We start from the raw sequence: 17567 nt of genomic DNA, 5'->3' as shown, positions 1-17567 counted from the left end.
CGATGGAGCCTTTTTACTTTCCTTTCTTCTTTTTTTCTTTTCCGCGAGCAGATTTACTTCAAAGCTGAACGCAAACTTTGCGCACTGTGTAAAGGAATCGCAAAGCGATGCGCCACATCGCGTAGAGCTTCCACCTGAGCCGCGTTACTGATTGCTAATTCGCCTGCCACATCGACGTGGTTATTCTCAAACCCCACTCTCACATCGAATCCAAGTAACATCGCACTCGCTAAACAGTCTTGCTCTCGCGCGCCAAAAGCACAAATGGCACATCGAATTTCTTCCTCGACAAAATGCGCCAAATTCAAACCTCGTAAATCCCATGGCGAAGACTGTTGAGCTTGGTGATAACGCCCTAACACCACTAATGCATGCTGATACGTTTTAGGTAACACGCCCGCATCACGCAGTTGGAAATAACGTTCAATGTCGGTTGCATCGTAGAGAATAATTTGGCTCACGATGTTGTTTTCTGCCACCCAATGGAAAAAGGCATACCCTTCTTTCTCACTTGCTCGATCAGGGATTAACTCCCTCAATGCGAAAGAAGCCGCTTCTGGTTTCACAGCTTTAACTAACGCCATCTGTTGTGGCGGAGAATACAAGCCCACCGCCTCTGTGGTGAGCTGTACCATCATGTTTTGTCCCACCGCTTCTTTCACGGCATAGTAAATTGCCATGTTGTCGTCGATGTCTAATGAATGACGTCCGTTGGCGTCTCTAGCATGTAAATGGATCATGGCAGCCCCTGCCGTTTGACAAGCGATAGCCTCTGCAACCAGTTCGTCTTTTGTCATGGGTAAGCTGGCGTGATCGTGCTTAGTTTTTCTTGCACCGTTTGGGGCCACGATAATAGCGATAGGCTCTCGTATACATCGATTTTCTAATTCCATTCCTTCGCTACCTCTTTTAGCGTTAATGAGAGTTTGCCAACTAGCTCATCAATATGGTGAGGCTGAATAATGAATGGCGGTGCAAGCAAGATATGGTGCCCATTAACGCCATCAATCGTTCCGCCCATTGGGTAGCACATTAAGCCATTTTCCATTGCTTGCTGTTTGATGCGTTTGTCTGCCAATGTGGCTTTACTCAGAGGCGCCTTGCTTTCTTTATCCGCCACCAGCTCAATGCCAAAAAATAAGCCTTTACCACGAATGTCGCCAATGTACGGTAAATGGGCCAATTCAGAAGTAAGCTCATTACGCAGCAAAGCACTTTGCTGATTCACCGCCGTTAATAAATCATCTTGGAAGATGGTTTGAATGGTTGCCACGGCAGCAGCGCACGCCACAGGGTGCGCCATAAAGGTATGGCCATGTTGGAAAAAACCGCTTCCACCGGCAATAGCTTGGTAGACTCGATCATTCGCAACCACCGCGCCAATAGGTTGATAACCCGCACCAAGCCCTTTAGCCATACACACCAGATCGGGTTCTGCCTCTTCTTGCTCAAATGCAAAAAAACTACCACTGCGTCCAACGCCACACATGACTTCATCCAAGATCAATAACACATCGTATTGGTCGCATATTTCGCGAATACGTTTGAAGTAACCTTGAGTCGCAGGCACAGCTCCAGCGGTGGCTCCCACAATGGGCTCAGCGACAAAAGCCATGACATTCTCAGCCCCCAACTCAAGAATTTTTGCCTCTAGTTCATTCGCCGCTCGCAATGAGTAATCCAATTCCGACTCATGACTCTGCTGACAACGATAAGCATAGCAAGGGGCAATGTGATGACTCGGATGCAAGATAGGTTTGAACGGTTCACGTCGCCATTCATTACCACCGACCGCCAGAGCTCCCAACGTATTGCCGTGATAACTTTGCTGACGCGCAATGAATTGCTTCTTCTCTGGCTTACCTGATTCCACAAAATACTGCCGCGCCATTTTTAGTGCCGACTCCACCGCTTCTGATCCGCCACTGACTAAATACACATGGTTGAACTGCTCAGGCATATGCTGACAAATCAATTCCGCTAGTCGCTCACTGCTGTCACTAGTAAAAAATCCAGTATGAGCAAACGGCACTCGCTCGAGCTGTTCCAACATAGCTTTTTTAACGGCTTGATGACTGTGGCCAAGGTTTGATACCGCAGCGCCGCCACAAGCATCGAGATACTGTTTCCCTTGTTTATCGAATAGATAAACACCTTCACCTTTATCGATGATTGGCAACGTGGCATGGCAATGACGGTGAAATACGTAAGACATTTGAGTCCCTTCCAATGTGTAAGATTTGCACACATCATCAGGAACAACCCCAAATGCGACAAGGGAATAAATTTCACCCACCATGAGCTTTTGGAATACCACAACCCAAAAACACTAAAACCCTTGATATTTAAACAATAAAATAAAAATAGGCCAGCTTTTTTAAAGGCTGGCCTATGGGTAACCCAAAGCTAAAAACAGAATCGTTTTACGCGTTTAGTGCCTGTTCTAAATCGGCTAGAATATCGTCAATATGTTCAATACCCACCGATAAACGAATCATCTCTGGAGACACACCAGCTTGTTTTTGTTCTGCTTCGCTCAATTGACGATGAGTCGTCGATGCAGGATGGCAAGCCAATGATTTTGCATCGCCAATGTTCACCAAACGCTTAAAGATTTTCAAAGCATCATAAAAACGCACACCAGCGTCATAACCATCTTTTAAACCAAACGACAAAATCGCAGAAGGCTTACCTTTCATGTATTTTTCGGCGAGATGGAAGTGTTCAGAACTTGGCAATCCGGCATAACTTACCCAACTGACTTTGTCATTCTGTTCCAAGAATTCAGCCACTTTGAGTGTGTTCTCGGTATGGCGCTCCATGCGCAGCGGTAACGTTTCTAGCCCTTGCATAAGCATAAATGCATTCATCGGTGATAATGCGGCTCCGGTATTACGCAGTGGTACGGTACGCGCACGCCCGATAAATGCCGCTTCGCCAAACGCTTCGGTATACACCACGCCGTGGTAAGAAGGTTCTGGTTGGTTGAAAACAGGAAAGCGGTCTTTGTGCTGCGCCCAAGGGAATTTACCTGAATCCACAATCACGCCACCTAATGTGGTGCCATGCCCACCAACGTATTTAGTGAGAGAGTGAACTACGATATCCGCACCAAATTCGATGGGTTTGCAAAGCACTGGCGTCGCAACGGTGTTATCCACAATCACAGGTACGCCTTGTGCATGAGCAAGCTCCGCCACACGTTCTAAATCGATGATATTACCCGCAGGGTTACCAATGCTCTCGCAGTACACCGCTTTGGTATTTTCATCAATTAATTCGGCCAAACTTTCTGGCTTGTCATCTTTAGCAAACTTCACCTGAATACCTTGATTTGGGAGCATGTGCGCAAACAAGGTATAAGTACCGCCATAAAGTTGCGGCGTAGAAACGATGTTATCGCCCGCTTGCGCTAAGGTCAGAATTGCATAGTTAATCGCTGCACTCCCCGCACTCACGACCAATCCAGCAATGCCGCCTTCTAACGCCGCCATGCGTTTTTCCAGAACATCGTTAGTCGGATTCATGATGCGAGTGTAGATATTCCCCGGCACTTCCAAGTTAAACAGATCAGCGCCGTGCTGCGCGTTGTCAAACTCGTACGCGACTGTTTGATAAATCGGCGTCGCGACAGATTTAGTGGTAGGGTCAGTTTCGTAACCAAAATGGATGGATAGCGTTTCGTCTTTCATGTTCTTCCCTGTCTTTCATCACTCAAATAGCGGCAAGCAAAGCACTTACCTTGCTTAAAACTTATATTGCCCAATTTTTCAACAAATAACGTAGGGATGAATCACAGAGATAAAACGCTAATTCAACTGTCCAAGTAACCAGTGACGAAACGTTTCTGTCGCATTCGTACGTGTGTTCATGATCAAGTAATACCCTGCATTGGCAGGAATCGGTTTGAATGGAGAAACCAAACGCTCTGTCGTCAATTCATCCTCAATCAGTGCCATTCGTGCCATCGCAATCCCAACGCCTGCTTCGGCTGCAGACATCGCCATATCCGTTCGATTAAAAAAGTGTCCGATATCGGTTTTAAAATCCAACCCCATCGCTGACGCCCAATATAGCCACTCATAGTCACGCGTCGCGTTTTCCCATGGCATCGCATCGTGTAGTAGCGTCGCCTCTTGCCATTGCTTCACTGGCATTGAGTTTTTTTGCTCACCAAACAACGTTTTTAGCCAGCCATGATCCTCAAGGTATTTTGGACTCATCACCGGTAGCAGATGCTCATCCAAAATCAGCTCCGCGTTAGCATTTCTATAAGGATGAAGACCATAGTCAATTGCGACGTCATAGTCTTTTATCTCACTATTTACCAGCGCACCTTCCGCAAAGATTTGTACTTGGATATCCGGATTATCATGATGGAAGCTTTCGAGCTTTGGGACTAACCATTTGAAAGCAAAAGAAGGCGTCAACTTCAAACGAATTTCATTGGTTTGCTTTTCTACTTTGAGCTCATCAAGCAATTTGCTCAGTTCCGAAAAGTGAAACTGCGTCGCTTGGTGTAACTGAGTGCCTTTTACGGTTAAACGAATACCGCGAGAGTGGCGTTCAAATAAAGTAAAACCTAATAACGCTTCCAAATGAATAATTTGTTGGCTTATGGCACCAGTGGTGAGGTGTAAATGTCTTGCAGCACCAGTAAAGCTGTTGTACTCCGCGACTTGGCTAAATAGACACAAGCCACTTATCAGATTACTTTTCATCCTTGAGCCTATAGTTTTTCTAAACGCTGTGTGTAATTTATATCGATTGTTAACAAAAGGTAAAGAAAAGAAACTGAGCACTCTGATAAATGTGTGGAGTGCATCAATGGAAGTCATCGTATTAGGCAGCGGCGTTATTGGCTTAACCTCTGCTTGGTATTTATCTCAAGCAGGCTATCAAGTTACCGTCATTGACCGCCAACCAAGCAGTGCCATGGAAACGAGCTTCGCCAATGCCGGGCAGATCTCATATGGCTATTCTTCGCCTTGGGCTGCGCCTGGTGTTCCTGTTAAAGCCATTAAGTGGTTAATGGAGGAGCATGCTCCACTTAAAATCAAACCCACTCTGAATGCCGACATGATCCGCTGGGCGAGTAAAATGGTCGCGAACTGCACCCTACCTCGCTATCAAGTTAACAAGGCTCGCATGCTTTCGATCGCTAACCACAGCCGTATTTGCTTAGAACAGTTACGCCAAGAACACGCCATTGAGTATCAAGGACGTCAGTTTGGGACCTTGCAAGTATTCCGAACACATCAACAGCTGCAAGCCATTGAAAAGGACATGCAGCTCCTTGAACAAAGCGGAACCCGATTTAAGCTAATGGACGTCGAACAATGTATTGAACAAGAGCCAGGGCTTGCACTTGTGAAAGACAAACTGGTTGGTGGCTTGCATCTACCTGATGACGAAACGGGCGATTGCCATCAATTTTGCCAACAACTAACGGAGCTTGCTAAGGCACACGGTGTCCGATTTGAGTTCGATACTGAAGTAAGCAATTGGGTTACAGTAGGCAAAAAGATCATAGGTGTCCAAACGAACCGAGGACAATTTAAAGCAGACCAATATGTGGTGGCCTCTGGCAGCTACTCTACAGCGCTACTCAAGCAACTCGATATTGATATTCCGGTCTACCCTGTCAAAGGCTATTCACTCACCATACCGATGGAAGATGAACACTTCTCACCTCGATCTACTGTGATGGATGAAACCTATAAAGTCGCTATGACTCGATTTGATGACAGAATTCGCGTAGCTGGCACCGCAGAATTAGCAGGGTTTGATGCTTCCCTTCCACAAAAGCGCAAAAACACCATCGAAATGGTCATCCGTGATCTTTTTCCTCGTTGTGGTGACTTCAGCCAAGCTGAGTTTTGGAGCGGCTTTAGGCCAATGACGCCTGATGGCACACCAATTATCGGCGCGACTAAATACGATAACCTTTTTACTAACACCGGACACGGAACTCTGGGTTGGACGATGGCTTGTGGTTCAGGTCAATTGCTAGCAAGTGTAATGAAAGGTGAAAAAACAAAAGTAATGGATAATGCGGAGCTTAACCTTTGTCGTTACGCCTGAGGACATGACTGAACAAAAAATAGGCAGGCACTTACTCCACAAAATGCATAACCACTGGCATTTTTAACTCATCAAAATCGCAGCACATTTAAATGACAATGTGCTGCATAATTAATCATCAGGCAAATCTTCTACCTAAAAGGAGCAAATAAGCAATAAGAACCAAATTTTAACAACTGCTCTCCATTCTGTGTTCATCATCACGCTACAAAGGATTTGTAGCCAAAAAAGTTAACAATTGCATTACATAAAGGGTAATGTATTGTGTGAAAAACAACCACAAACACAACTAACAGGGAAAATACTCATGCAGTCATTAGTTGATTTTCTGAATGGAATTATTTGGAGCCCGGTACTGATCTATTTGTGCCTTGGCGCAGGTTTGTTCTATTCAATCATGACGCGTTTTGTACAAATTCGTCACTTCTTTGAGATGTGGCGCTTATTACTTTCTGGGAAGAGTTCAACAAAAGGGATATCATCATTTCAGGCACTTGCCGTTTCACTGTCTGGCCGTGTAGGTACAGGTAACATTGCTGGTGTTGCTGCTGCTATCGGTTTCGGTGGCCCAGGCGCCGTATTCTGGATGTGGGTCGTAGCCTTCTTTGGCGCTGCAACCGCATACGCAGAATCAACACTTGCACAAATTTATAAAGAAGAAGACGAAGGCGAGTTCCGTGGTGGCCCTGCTTACTATATTGAGAAAGCAATGGGACAAAAATGGTACGCTTGGATCTTTGCTATCGCGACCATCTTTGCTTGTGGTGTTCTACTTCCTGGCGTTCAATCGAACAGTATCGGTAACGCAGTAGAAGCCGCATTTGGCTCAGGTGACATGATTGAAACCGCTATTGGTACCTTCAGTTTTGCTAAAATTTTCACTGGTACGGTTGTTTGTGTCATTTTGGCTTTCATCATTTTTGGTGGCGTAAAGCGTATCGCGAACTTTACCCAAGTCGTTGTGCCATTTATGGCGTTAGCTTACATCATTACTGCGTTTGTCATCATCCTTCTAAACATTGGTGAGGTTCCACGCATTTTCGGCATGATCATTGGTGACGCGTTCACACCAATGGCAGGCGTTGGTGCAGCAATCGGCTGGGGTGTAAAACGTGGGGTCTACTCCAACGAAGCAGGTCAAGGTACTGGTCCTCACGCAGCAGCAGCAGCGAGTGTTGATCACCCTGCTCAGCAAGGTCTTGTTCAATCTTTCTCTATTTACATCGATACACTACTTGTGTGTTCAGCAACCGCGTTCATGATTCTTATCACTGGCGCGTACAACGTAAATGGTGCGATTGAAGGTACATTCCTGGTTCAAAACCTACCAGCGGATATTGGTGCAAATGGCCCAGTGTTTACACAGATGGCGATCGAAAGCGCACTACCTGGCGTGGGTAAACCATTCATCGCAATCGCTCTATTCTTCTTCGCGTTTACGACCATTCTGGCTTACTACTACATTGCAGAAACGAACATTGCTTACATTCGTCGTACGTTCAAAGTAAATGGACTGATGTTTATTCTGAAAGTCATCATTATTTCATCCGTGTTCTACGGAACCGTGAAAACCGCCAACTTAGCATGGGCGATGGGTGATGTAGGTGTAGGACTGATGGCGTGGCTAAACATCATCGGTATTTTGATCATCTTCTTTATGTCGAAGCCTGCACTCAAAGCACTGAACGACTACGAAGAGCAACAAAAACGTGGTGTGACCGATTTTACATTTAACCCTGTTGCACTGGGCATTAAAGGCGCAGATTACTGGGAAGATAAGTACCGACGTAAAACGGGTAAAGCACCAACAGCAGACAGTAATAGCGCAGAAACTGTTGAGCAACCATCAACATAGCGTTATCACATAAATAAGAAAAAGCAGTGGTCCGATTGAGGACATAAAAAAGGGGGATTAACCAATGGTTAATCCCCCTTTCTTCATTATGAGTAACAGCTTAGGCGATAACCGCTTCAACTTTACGAGCGATTTTTGCTTTACCGACAGGTAACACTTCACGACCAAATTCGTTGTTCAGCACTTGCGCCATTGCGAAGTAAATTGCACTTGCGCCACAGAAGATACCCTCGAAGCCAGCGATAGCACCGATCACTTCGCTACCAGTGAAATCACGAGCAGCAAGCAAGAAGAACAGGATAGTTAGAGAACCAAATACCACTTGCTTCGCTGTTGGGTAACATAGAGAACCAATGAACATGAAACCAGTGAAGATGCCCCAAAGCGCTAGGTACCAACCCATAAAGCTTGCAGGGCTTGCAGGAAGACCCATGTGAGGCATTACGATTAGACCAACCAATGTTAGCCAAAATAGACCGTAAGAAGTAAACGCAGTTGTGCCGAATGTATCACCGCGTTTAAAGCACATGATGCCAACGATTACTTGGCTAAGGCCACCGTAAAAGATGCCCATCGCTAGGATCATAGAGTCAATTGGGAAAAATCCTGCATTATGAATATTGAGCAGAATAGTGGTCATACCGAAACCCATTAGACCTAGCGGTGCTGGGTTAGCCAGTTTTGTCGACATGTACAAATACCTTTTTTCAAAAATGTTGATAAAAAATGCGCGCGAATTTTAATGGGCTCCAGAACAAAAGAGAAAAGCTGTTATTGAAAACTTAGATTCCATAAATAAACCACTACATATATAAAAAAAGACCCTGCAAAAAAGCAGAGTCTTTATAGATAGTTAGGTTGTTTTTCACTCAATCACTGACAAGAAATCTCGTCCCAGAACCAGTTGCTTTGCGTTGGGCTTTCCCATACTCCAGGGCCATTTTTTGCGACAAAACATTTGTTTTGGTACGTCACTTTATCGCCGTTAGCGACTTGCGTTACACCCGGCTCCCACTGAATAAAATTGCCTGTAACTGGTGGTTCTGGCTCGGTTACTGGCGGCTCAGGTTCTGTGACGGGCGGCTCTGGCTCAGTCACCGGTGGTTCAGGTTCCGTTGTAGGCGGCTCCGTAGGAGTGCCTGAAACCAGCTTCCAAGGGTCTCCTTTCGTTGGCTCATTACCTTGTGACCACCATTTCGCTTCGTAAACAGCACCTTGGTAAGAAACTTGATCACCCGTGTTATATACTTTGCCAGAATCCCAAGCTGCCACACCACCTACAGGCGGATCGACCGGATCCACTGGGTCTAACTTGTCAACTACACGAACTTCTGGCCAACCCGCATGAGATTGGTAGAAGTTAGTTACACATTTCTCATAGTCACCCGCAACTAGCGCAGAGTAAGCCGTTTGGAAACCAACAAGTTCACATTCAAAAGAGTGGCCTCCCGGACGATCTGAGTAGTATTTCCAGTTCCCATCCCAGTTGGTGTACAACACGTCTGTCGCACCATTCAGATTTAAGCTGCCGTAAGGCGTCTGCTGCCAACAGGTATTGGTCTCATCGGCTTCAATTGGAATTTGATAATGAGCGGCAAGTCCTTCCCAATAGCGAATACGGTTAACAGGTTGACCTTTATCTTTGTTTTGCTCTCCACACTCAATACCACCATTGATCACGTTGATGGTGGTACCAAAGCCGTAACCAATGCCAGCATCAAGCTCACGCTGTGAAGGCACCCAAGTACGGTCAATCACATGTAGCATTGCAGGTTTCGGTGCTTGTGGGGTTAGGAAGAACCAGATAGCCGATGCCAAGTTCAGCCATGAATCCGCAACCAAGCCTGGATTTTTCAGCAATACAGATGCATCGCCATCAAACATCACTTCAGAGAACGCGCCATAGTTAAAATGGTAAGAAAGCTGTTTAGCACCACGTCCAAAATAACCTTGTCCTGGTTCACATGGCCAACGCTTATTTTGCCAGTCATTTTGACCACAACCTGTTGTGTAACCTTCTTGCCCTTCAGACCATCCCATTTCTCGCACATGAACCAAAGCTTGCTGCCACTCTTCCAACCCTAGCGGATTATCCGATACGTTATCAATCGAAATATGGCCACCGGTTTCTTGTGCAAAGTGAGCAAACGCTGTCACGATCGATTTTTTACAAATTGCATCCGAATCACGACCGTCTGTGTACTCACCACAGAACGCAGGGAACTTACCAATTGCACGTAGGAAACGCGTGTAAGTGTATTCAGGTGCCGCCATTTGAGTCAGGAAGTCCCACTCACTTTCGGGGAATACACGCTCTACACGCTTCACGTTTTCTGGGTTGGTTGTCGCCCCTGGAACAATCGCTTCAACCACTGAGTTCGGGCGTGTCTCTAATGCTTGTGACCAAATGGCATACATAGGATTAGAAGTTTTGCTTTGCTCTACGGCTTGAACGTCACCACGAGCAATAACATAACCATTCGGATTTTGCGGATCGGGCTGAATATTCATACTCGCATTCACTTGTGCTGCTAAGACACAACTCAATGCAAGAGGAAGATGTTTGAGTGCAAACATGTCTAGTCTCCGGATTTCAACAATACAATATACGAGGAATAACTAGACATATAGTGGATCATATATACGAAACACCGAGCCAAGTACGTTGATTCTGCGAGACAAAATGAATAAATAGGTCCTCACACACATTTTGTCACAAGAAAAATGTTACCTTGACTCAAAAGAAAAGCGGAGACCCTGTGAGCCTCCGCTTTGTGATGTTTCTCTCTTTATTGTTCTGCCGAAACCACCTCTAGCTTCGCGGTTGACTTTTGTTTAGACAGCACAAAATAAACCACACACTGAGAAATAATTGCGGCAAGCACAATCACTGGTGAGGCGTTGATTCCAGCTAAAAGAAAACACCCTAATGCGATCATTCCATTGAGTAATGCGTAAGGCAATTGTGTACGGAAGTGCTCATACTGTTCACACCCCGCTCCTGTCGACGACAAAATCGTAGTTTCAGAGATGGGAGAACAGTGATCGCCAAACAAGCCACCAGATAATACCGCACCAATACAAACCAACAGTGGTGCATCAATCGCGACGGCAGTTGGGATCACTAATGGCATCATGATGGCAAACGTCCCCCAAGATGATCCCGTAGCGAACGAGATAATACCGGCCAGTAAAAACGCAACCGCTGGCAATAACCAGTAAGGGAAACCGGCTTGAGCTTGTTCAGCAATGTATGCAGCTGCACCTAATTCTTTCCCAACCGAGCTAAGCGCCCAAGCCAATACCAGAATCACCGCCACTGACATCATGTTTGACATCCCTTTCAGATAAACCTGAATACCATCCGAAAGCTTTCTTACGCCATAAAACGCCATCAGCGCAATTAAAGTGAAGGCCGCGAAGAAATATGCAGAAGAAAGTGCAGCCCTAAACGTTGATCCTGCCACTTTTTGAAATGGAAAACCGTGTGGCACGAGGATGGTACATAGAACCACCAGCATAACGAGCAAAGGTGCCCATACAAAACTAGATTTTGCATTTTTATGCGTAAACACATTCATGGACTCCTGCACTTTCCCAAAGTCGGAGCCCTGCTCTGCTAGTTGTTCAGCCTTCGCCATCGGTCCGAAATCTAATTTGAAGAAAGAGACAATCGGCACAATCGCGATCGCAAGAAAGGCGTAAAACTGATACGGGATCGCACCAATGAAAGCATCCCAATCACTCATACTGACATTCAGGGCAGTAAACTCTTTTTGAATCAATCCCATGATGTAAACGCCCCATCCGATAAAAGGGATCAAGATTGCGACGGGAGAGGAAGTAGAGTCGATAATAAAAGCTAATTTTTGGCGTGATACTTTTAACTTATCAAATAAAGGGCGAAAAACAGGGCCAACAATCAGTGGTGTACCAAGGTCTGAGAAGAAAATAACCACACCACCGAACCATGCGGACAGTTGAGCTTGGCATTTACTCGCAACCCATTGAGTAACCTTTTTAGCAAACGCCACACCACCGCCAGATTTCTCCATCAAGGCAACAAAGCCACCAATAAAGACCAAGAGCAAAATGACGCCCGCATTGTAGCTGTCAGTTAATTGCGGCAGTAGATAGCTTTTCATCAATGCACTAAACGAGTCTAGTGGCCCTTTTTCGACAAATGTCCCTTCAAGCATAGCGACACCACTCACCACACCCGCGAATAAACCAACAACGACATTTCTTGTGGTCAGCGCGAGGAAAAGAGTAATAAGGATGGGAATGAGAGAGGTAACGTCAGCCTGTTCCATAGCAATACCATTTATGATAATTAAACAACTAAAATGAATATATATTTAATTTAACCGCATGTATATATCTCTCACAAAAAAGTTGAACCACCTCTTCACAAACTTGAAGTACAAAAAAACCAGCCCGAAGGCTGGTTCTTATAAACTCAACTGTCTAGAGGAAAATTATTCCCACTCGATAGTCGCTGGTGGCTTACCTGAAATGTCGTAAACAACACGAGAAATGCCATCAACTTCGTTGATAATACGGTTAGATACCTTACCTAGGAAGTCGTATGGTAGGTGCGCCCAGTGTGCCGTCATAAAGTCGATGGTTTCTACCGCACGTAGAGACACAACCCAATCGTACTTACGGCCATCGCCCATTACACCAACAGAACGTACTGGTAGGAATACCGTGAACGCTTGAGATACTTTGTTGTATAGATCAGCTGCGTGAAGCTCTTCAATAAAGATAGCATCAGCACGGCGTAGCAAGTCACAGTACTCTTTCTTGATTTCACCAAGAACACGAACACCTAGACCAGGACCCGGGAATGGGTGGCGGTAAAGCATGTTGTAAGGCAGGCCTAATTCTAGACCAATCTTACGAACTTCATCTTTGAACAACTCACGTAGTGGCTCAACAAGACCCATTTCCATGTCATCTGGAAGACCGCCCACGTTGTGGTGCGATTTGATCACGTGCGCTTTACCAGTCTTAGATGCAGCTGACTCGATTACATCAGGATAAATCGTACCTTGAGCTAGCCATTTCGCGTTTTTCAGCTTCTTAGACTCTTCATCGAATACATCTACGAATACGTGACCGATAGTCTTACGCTTCTCTTCTGGGTCAGACTTGCCTTCAAGTGCTTTTAGGAAGCGTTCTTCAGCGTCAACCTTGATGATGTTCAAACCAAATTGGTCGCCAAACATATCCATTACTTGCTGACCTTCGTTCAGACGAAGAAGACCGTTATCAACAAATACACACGTTAGCTTGTCGCCGATTGCACGGTGAACCAGCATCGCAACTACCGATGAATCAACACCACCAGATAGACCTAGGATAACTTCGTCGTCACCCACTTGCTCTTTAATGCGAGCAACCGCGTCTTCTATGATAGATTCCGAAGTCCATAGACGCTCACAGCCACATACGCCAAGAACAAAGTTCTCAAGCATTTGTAGGCCACCTTTTGTGTGTGTCACTTCTGGGTGGAACTGAACACCGTAGTATTTCTTCTCTTCGTTCGCCATCGCAGCGTAAGGACAAGTGTCTGTCTCACCAACTTTTACGAAATCGGCTGGGATCTCTACTACTTTGTCGCCATGGCTCATCCAAACGTCTTGAGTTGCTTCAAGGTCTTTAAATAGAGCACATTCACCAGAAACTTTAACCTGAGCGTAGCCAAACTCACGTTCGTTAGAGCCCGCTACTTTGCCTCCTAACTGTTCCGCCATGGTTTGCATGCCGTAACATACGCCAAGCAAAGGAACACCAGAATCAAACACATATTGAGGCGCGCGTGGAGAGTTCTCTTCCGTTACGCTTTCTGGACCGCCAGATAGGATAATGCCATCTGGGTTGAATTCGCGAATATCCGCTTCTTCTACATCCCAGCTCCATAGTTCACAGTAAACGCCGATTTCACGTACGCGGCGTGCTACTAATTGAGTGTACTGAGAACCGAAGTCCAAGATCAGAATACGTTGGTCATGGATATTTTTAGTCATTTTGAGCAGTCTTTTTAAGGCTAAGTGATTAAAACCGAGGCGAGTGTACTCGCCTCTTCTTAATGCTTCAAGGAAAAAGCAAACGTTTCCGTTAGGTAATTAGTTCCCTAGACGGTAGTTCGGCGCTTCCTTAGTAATTTGAACATCGTGTACATGAGACTCTTGCATACCTGCACCAGAGATACGTACAAATTCAGCTTTCGTACGCATATCTTCGATAGTTGCAGAACCAGTTAGACCCATGCTTGAACGTAGACCACCCATTTGTTGGTGTACGATCTCTTTTAGACGGCCTTTGTATGCGATACGACCTTCAATACCTTCTGGTACTAGCTTGTCCGCTGCGTTGTCAGACTGGAAGTAACGGTCAGAAGAACCTTGAGACATAGCACCAAGAGAACCCATGCCGCGGTAAGACTTGTAAGAACGGCCATTGTATAGAATCACTTCACCCGGCGCTTCTTCAGTACCAGCAAACATAGAACCAACCATCACACATGATGCGCCAGCTACGATTGCTTTACAGATATCACCTGAGAAACGGATACCACCGTCAGCAATAACCGGAATACCATAATCATTAGCCACTTCTGCCGCATCTGCGATTGCAGTGATTTGTGGAACTCCTACACCCGTTACAATACGAGTTGTACAGATAGAACCAGGGCCGATACCAACTTTCACTGCGCTTACGCCAGCTTCGATTAGTGCTTTAGCACCAGCACCTGTTGCTACGTTACCACCGATGATGTCTAGATCTGGGTAAGCTGCACGTGTTTCGCGAATGCGGTTTAGAACACCTTCAGAATGTCCGTGTGAAGAGTCGATAAGTAGAACATCAACGCCTGCTTCAACTAGAGCAGCAACACGCTCTTCGTTACCAGCGCCAGCACCAACGGCTGCGCCAACACGTAGGCGACCACGCTCATCTTTACATGCGTTTGGTTTACGTTCTGCTTTGTGGAAGTCTTTCGCAGTAATCATACCGGTTAGTTGGAACTCATCATTCACAACCAATACTTTCTCTACACGAGCTTCGTGCATTTTCTCTTGCACTTCTTCTCGTGTTGCACCTTCTTTAACTGCTGCCAACTTCTCTTTTGGCGTCATTACTGAAGATACTTTCTTAGAAAGGTCCGTCACAAAACGAACGTCACGACCAGTGATAATACCAACAAGCTCATTGCTCTCAGTGACAACAGGGAAACCTGCAAAACCATGTTTTTCAGTGAGTGCAACAACATCAGCGATGGTCGCGTCAGGGTTTACAGTAACCGCGTCAGTCACCATACCAGCTTCGAACTTCTTAACTTTACGAACTTCGGCTGCCTGCTGCTCAATAGACATGTTCTTGTGGATAAAGCCAATGCCACCCTCTTGCGCTAGCGCAATTGCTAGACGAGCTTCAGTAACAGTGTCCATAGACGCTGAAATCATTGGGATGTTTAGGGTGATGTTCTTAGTTAGCTGAGTGCGAAGATCAGCTGTGTTTGGGAGAACGGTGGAGTGTGCTGGCACAAGTAGTACGTCATCGAATGTCAGCGCTTCTTTGGCAATTCTTAGCATTTGCAATATCTCACAATTAGAGGAGTAAAAAGAACAATCCAATCTCATCGTTTCGCATAATGAGGGTAACCTGCGTTAGCAACTAGCTACATTTGGATTAGATATTGCGGAGGGATTATACGGTTAACGCAATCGCTTGACCACAAATTTTTTAATTTTTTTCTTGCAATTACCCCCTTGCTATGTATTATATTGCCGCTAATTTCCATACTCACGTCTAAGAGATTAGCTGTGCTCTCCAAGACCAATCAAAACATCTTTACTGTTTCTCGTCTCAACGCAGAAGTTCGCTTACTCCTTGAAAACGAAATGGGGATCGTTTGGCTCGTCGGAGAGATATCCAACTTTTCAGCTCCTGTCTCTGGTCACTGGTACCTCACTCTTAAAGACTCTCGCGCTCAAGTTAAATGTGCCATGTTTCGTGGTAACAATCGCCGCGTTACTTTCAAGCCCGCTAACGGTAATCAAGTCCTAGTAAAAGCTCGTCTTTCTCTTTATGAGCCTCGCGGTGACTACCAATTGATCATCGAAAGCATGCAACCGGAAGGTGACGGCCGTCTTCAGCAAGAGTTTGAAGAGCTGAAAATGAAGCTTGCAGCAGAAGGGTTGTTCGCGCAAATCAATAAGCAATCTTTGCCTGAGCACCCTAAACGTGTTGGCGTCATCACATCGAAAACTGGTGCCGCGCTTTACGATATCTTAGACGTATTGAAACGTCGTGATCCTTCCCTACCTGTTGTGATTTATCCGACAGTGGTACAAGGTGAGGACGCAGCCATTCAAATTGCACAAGCCATTGGTCGCGCTAACAGCCGTGATGAATGTGATGTGCTAATTGTGGGCCGAGGTGGTGGTTCATTAGAAGACTTATGGTGCTTTAACAACGAGATATTAGCTCGCACGATTGCAGCAAGCCAAATTCCTATTATTAGCGCCGTTGGACATGAAGTTGACGTGACAATAGCTGATTTTGTCGCCGACGTACGCGCGCCTACTCCATCAGCAGCCGCTGAGCTAGTAAGCCGTGATAACAGCCACAAAGATCAAGCTTTAGTTACCCGCCAGCATAAGTTAGCAAGCGCGATGCGTTACTACCTAGCACAACAAAAGCAGCAATCTGCTCAATTAGTGCACCGTCTAGAGAGACAGCACCCAAGCTATCGCTTGCAACGTCAGACGCAACAGTTAGATGAGTTGGACATGCGCTTACAGCGAGTGATGAGTCGTTTTATTGCCTTGCGTCAACAGCGAATCGAGCGTCAACATTATCGGCTGCAATTAAATTCTCCTGTAACACGCCTTAGCGAGCAGAAGTCGAAGCTAGAACGTGTTGAGCAAAAGCTCATGGATGCAATGGATCGCAAATTACTGACTATGCGCCATCAACTCGCGATTGCCGCAGAAAAGTTGGACACCGTCAGCCCACTAGCGACATTGAAACGAGGTTACTCAATTACTCAAACTGAGCAAGGTAAAGTAATTACGCAATCTTCAGATGTAAAGTCGGGAGATGTATTGATTACCCGGTTAGCCGAAGGTGACGTTCGTTCTACCGTTAACTGAATACAAACTCTGGTTAACTGACTTTCTGGAACTCAAATCGGACACGTGATTTTGATTTGAGTTCATTACACACATTACAAAAGTAACTCGCAGCACCGCATGCTTGCAGCTTCTCCAGCTCCGCCTCACAATCAGGGCAAAAACCTACTTTTTTAAAATCCGATTCACACTGTTCACAATGGTATTGTCCTGTCCATTCCAGTTCGACATTGCAAGTCGGGCAAATGTTCTGCTGCATATCCCGTTCCTCTCTCTAAACTAAGCAATTTCGAGTAACGCATGCTACTCAAAATAACGAACAAGTATGTTGATCTTCATCACCGCCCTAACAAGTTTCACGAGGCGATAACCATACTTGATACGTAGGATCTTATACTGATCGTCTGATATTTACTCCTTGATCAGCGATCACCCCTTAAAAGAATATTTATATAACCACACACCGAAAGCATAAGTTACATATTCTG

The 17567-nt window shown here is 45.6% G+C and carries 13 protein-coding genes; 3 read left to right on the top strand and 10 right to left on the bottom strand.

Going from position 1 to position 17567, the window contains the following annotated elements:
- Positions 1-53: 53 nt before the first annotated feature.
- From R7035_RS14370 to R7035_RS14355, 4 genes are all read right to left on the bottom strand, one after another.
- Entirely contained in the window at positions 54-893 is an 840-nt protein-coding gene (locus R7035_RS14370; protein WP_053302975.1) for a 3-keto-5-aminohexanoate cleavage protein, read from the bottom strand.
- Positions 884-2215 carry an aspartate aminotransferase family protein gene (locus tag R7035_RS14365; protein WP_042521241.1) on the bottom strand — a complete coding sequence of 444 codons (1332 nt, stop codon included), beginning with the start codon at positions 2213-2215 and terminating at the stop codon, positions 884-886. Before R7035_RS14365 ends, R7035_RS14370 begins: the two co-directional genes overlap by 10 nt.
- A 208-nt stretch (positions 2216-2423) precedes the next feature.
- Positions 2424-3692 (bottom strand): O-acetylhomoserine aminocarboxypropyltransferase/cysteine synthase family protein, encoded by a 1269-nt coding sequence (locus R7035_RS14360; protein ID WP_005381677.1) that lies wholly within the window; start codon positions 3690-3692, stop codon positions 2424-2426.
- A gap of 117 nt (positions 3693-3809) precedes the next feature.
- The gene (locus R7035_RS14355) at positions 3810-4721 is read right to left on the bottom strand and encodes a LysR substrate-binding domain-containing protein (RefSeq protein ID WP_132937057.1); all 912 of its coding nucleotides are present in this window, start codon (positions 4719-4721) and stop codon (positions 3810-3812) included.
- 106 nt (positions 4722-4827) lie between these two features.
- On the opposite strand from R7035_RS14355, the gene R7035_RS14350 reads away from it, so the two are divergent.
- Positions 4828-6084 (top strand): D-amino acid dehydrogenase, encoded by a 1257-nt coding sequence (locus R7035_RS14350; protein WP_017820572.1) that lies wholly within the window; start codon positions 4828-4830, stop codon positions 6082-6084.
- A 307-nt stretch (positions 6085-6391) separates the two neighbouring features.
- Positions 6392-7939: an alanine/glycine:cation symporter family protein gene (locus R7035_RS14345; RefSeq protein WP_005381681.1), complete on the top strand. Its 1548-nt coding sequence runs from the start codon at positions 6392-6394 to the stop codon at positions 7937-7939.
- 100 nt (positions 7940-8039) lie between these two features.
- Here R7035_RS14345 and R7035_RS14340 read toward each other — a convergent pair whose 3' ends face one another.
- The 5 genes from R7035_RS14340 to guaB form a co-directional block, all read right to left on the bottom strand.
- Positions 8040-8630, bottom strand: a complete 591-nt coding sequence (locus R7035_RS14340; protein ID WP_005381682.1) for an acetate uptake transporter — start codon at positions 8628-8630, stop codon at positions 8040-8042.
- 182 nt (positions 8631-8812) lie between these two features.
- Positions 8813-10516 (bottom strand): chitinase, encoded by a 1704-nt coding sequence (locus tag R7035_RS14335; RefSeq protein WP_136976153.1) that lies wholly within the window; start codon positions 10514-10516, stop codon positions 8813-8815.
- A gap of 212 nt (positions 10517-10728) precedes the next feature.
- On the bottom strand, positions 10729-12252 hold the full coding sequence (locus tag R7035_RS14330; protein ID WP_005381684.1) for a Na+/H+ antiporter NhaC family protein: 1524 nt from the start codon (positions 12250-12252) through the stop codon (positions 10729-10731).
- A 165-nt stretch (positions 12253-12417) separates the two neighbouring features.
- On the bottom strand, positions 12418-13971 hold the full coding sequence (gene guaA, locus R7035_RS14325; protein ID WP_005381685.1) for a glutamine-hydrolyzing GMP synthase: 1554 nt from the start codon (positions 13969-13971) through the stop codon (positions 12418-12420).
- 99 nt (positions 13972-14070) lie between these two features.
- Positions 14071-15537: an IMP dehydrogenase gene (guaB, locus tag R7035_RS14320; protein WP_042521181.1), complete on the bottom strand. Its 1467-nt coding sequence runs from the start codon at positions 15535-15537 to the stop codon at positions 14071-14073.
- 231 nt (positions 15538-15768) lie between these two features.
- Between guaB and xseA the strand changes: the two genes are divergently transcribed.
- Positions 15769-17100 carry an exodeoxyribonuclease VII large subunit gene (gene xseA / locus R7035_RS14315; protein WP_031780844.1) on the top strand — a complete coding sequence of 444 codons (1332 nt, stop codon included), beginning with the start codon at positions 15769-15771 and terminating at the stop codon, positions 17098-17100.
- A gap of 13 nt (positions 17101-17113) precedes the next feature.
- Here the strand turns inward: xseA and R7035_RS14310 are convergent, their stop codons facing one another.
- Complete coding sequence (locus R7035_RS14310) at positions 17114-17338, bottom strand: zinc ribbon domain-containing protein (RefSeq protein WP_031780843.1); 225 nt, start codon at positions 17336-17338, stop codon at positions 17114-17116.
- Positions 17339-17567 lie beyond the last annotated feature (229 nt).

Origin of the sequence: Vibrio sp. 1731 (assembly GCF_033339955.1) — a bacterium.
GTDB lineage: Bacteria > Pseudomonadota > Gammaproteobacteria > Enterobacterales > Vibrionaceae > Vibrio > Vibrio alginolyticus.
The sequence above is the reverse complement of the archived record's forward strand: the minus strand, read 5'-3'. Positions and strand labels throughout refer to the sequence as shown.

Excerpts from the sequence above, each read along its gene's own strand:
- R7035_RS14370 (WP_053302975.1), bottom strand. The coding sequence starts at position 893 with ATGGAATTAGAAAATCGATGTATACGAGAGCCTATCGCTATTATCGTG.
- R7035_RS14365 (WP_042521241.1), bottom strand. The coding sequence starts at position 2,215 with ATGTCTTACGTATTTCACCGTCATTGCCATGCCACGTTGCCAATCATC.
- R7035_RS14360 (WP_005381677.1), bottom strand. The coding sequence starts at position 3,692 with ATGAAAGACGAAACGCTATCCATCCATTTTGGTTACGAAACTGACCCT.
- R7035_RS14355 (WP_132937057.1), bottom strand. The coding sequence starts at position 4,721 with ATGAAAAGTAATCTGATAAGTGGCTTGTGTCTATTTAGCCAAGTCGCG.
- R7035_RS14350 (WP_017820572.1), top strand. The coding sequence starts at position 4,828 with ATGGAAGTCATCGTATTAGGCAGCGGCGTTATTGGCTTAACCTCTGCT.
- R7035_RS14345 (WP_005381681.1), top strand. The coding sequence starts at position 6,392 with ATGCAGTCATTAGTTGATTTTCTGAATGGAATTATTTGGAGCCCGGTA.
- R7035_RS14340 (WP_005381682.1), bottom strand. The coding sequence starts at position 8,630 with ATGTCGACAAAACTGGCTAACCCAGCACCGCTAGGTCTAATGGGTTTC.
- R7035_RS14335 (WP_136976153.1), bottom strand. The coding sequence starts at position 10,516 with ATGTTTGCACTCAAACATCTTCCTCTTGCATTGAGTTGTGTCTTAGCA.
- R7035_RS14330 (WP_005381684.1), bottom strand. The coding sequence starts at position 12,252 with ATGGAACAGGCTGACGTTACCTCTCTCATTCCCATCCTTATTACTCTT.
- guaA (WP_005381685.1), bottom strand. The coding sequence starts at position 13,971 with ATGACTAAAAATATCCATGACCAACGTATTCTGATCTTGGACTTCGGT.
- guaB (WP_042521181.1), bottom strand. The coding sequence starts at position 15,537 with ATGCTAAGAATTGCCAAAGAAGCGCTGACATTCGATGACGTACTACTT.
- R7035_RS14310 (WP_031780843.1), bottom strand. The coding sequence starts at position 17,338 with ATGCAGCAGAACATTTGCCCGACTTGCAATGTCGAACTGGAATGGACA.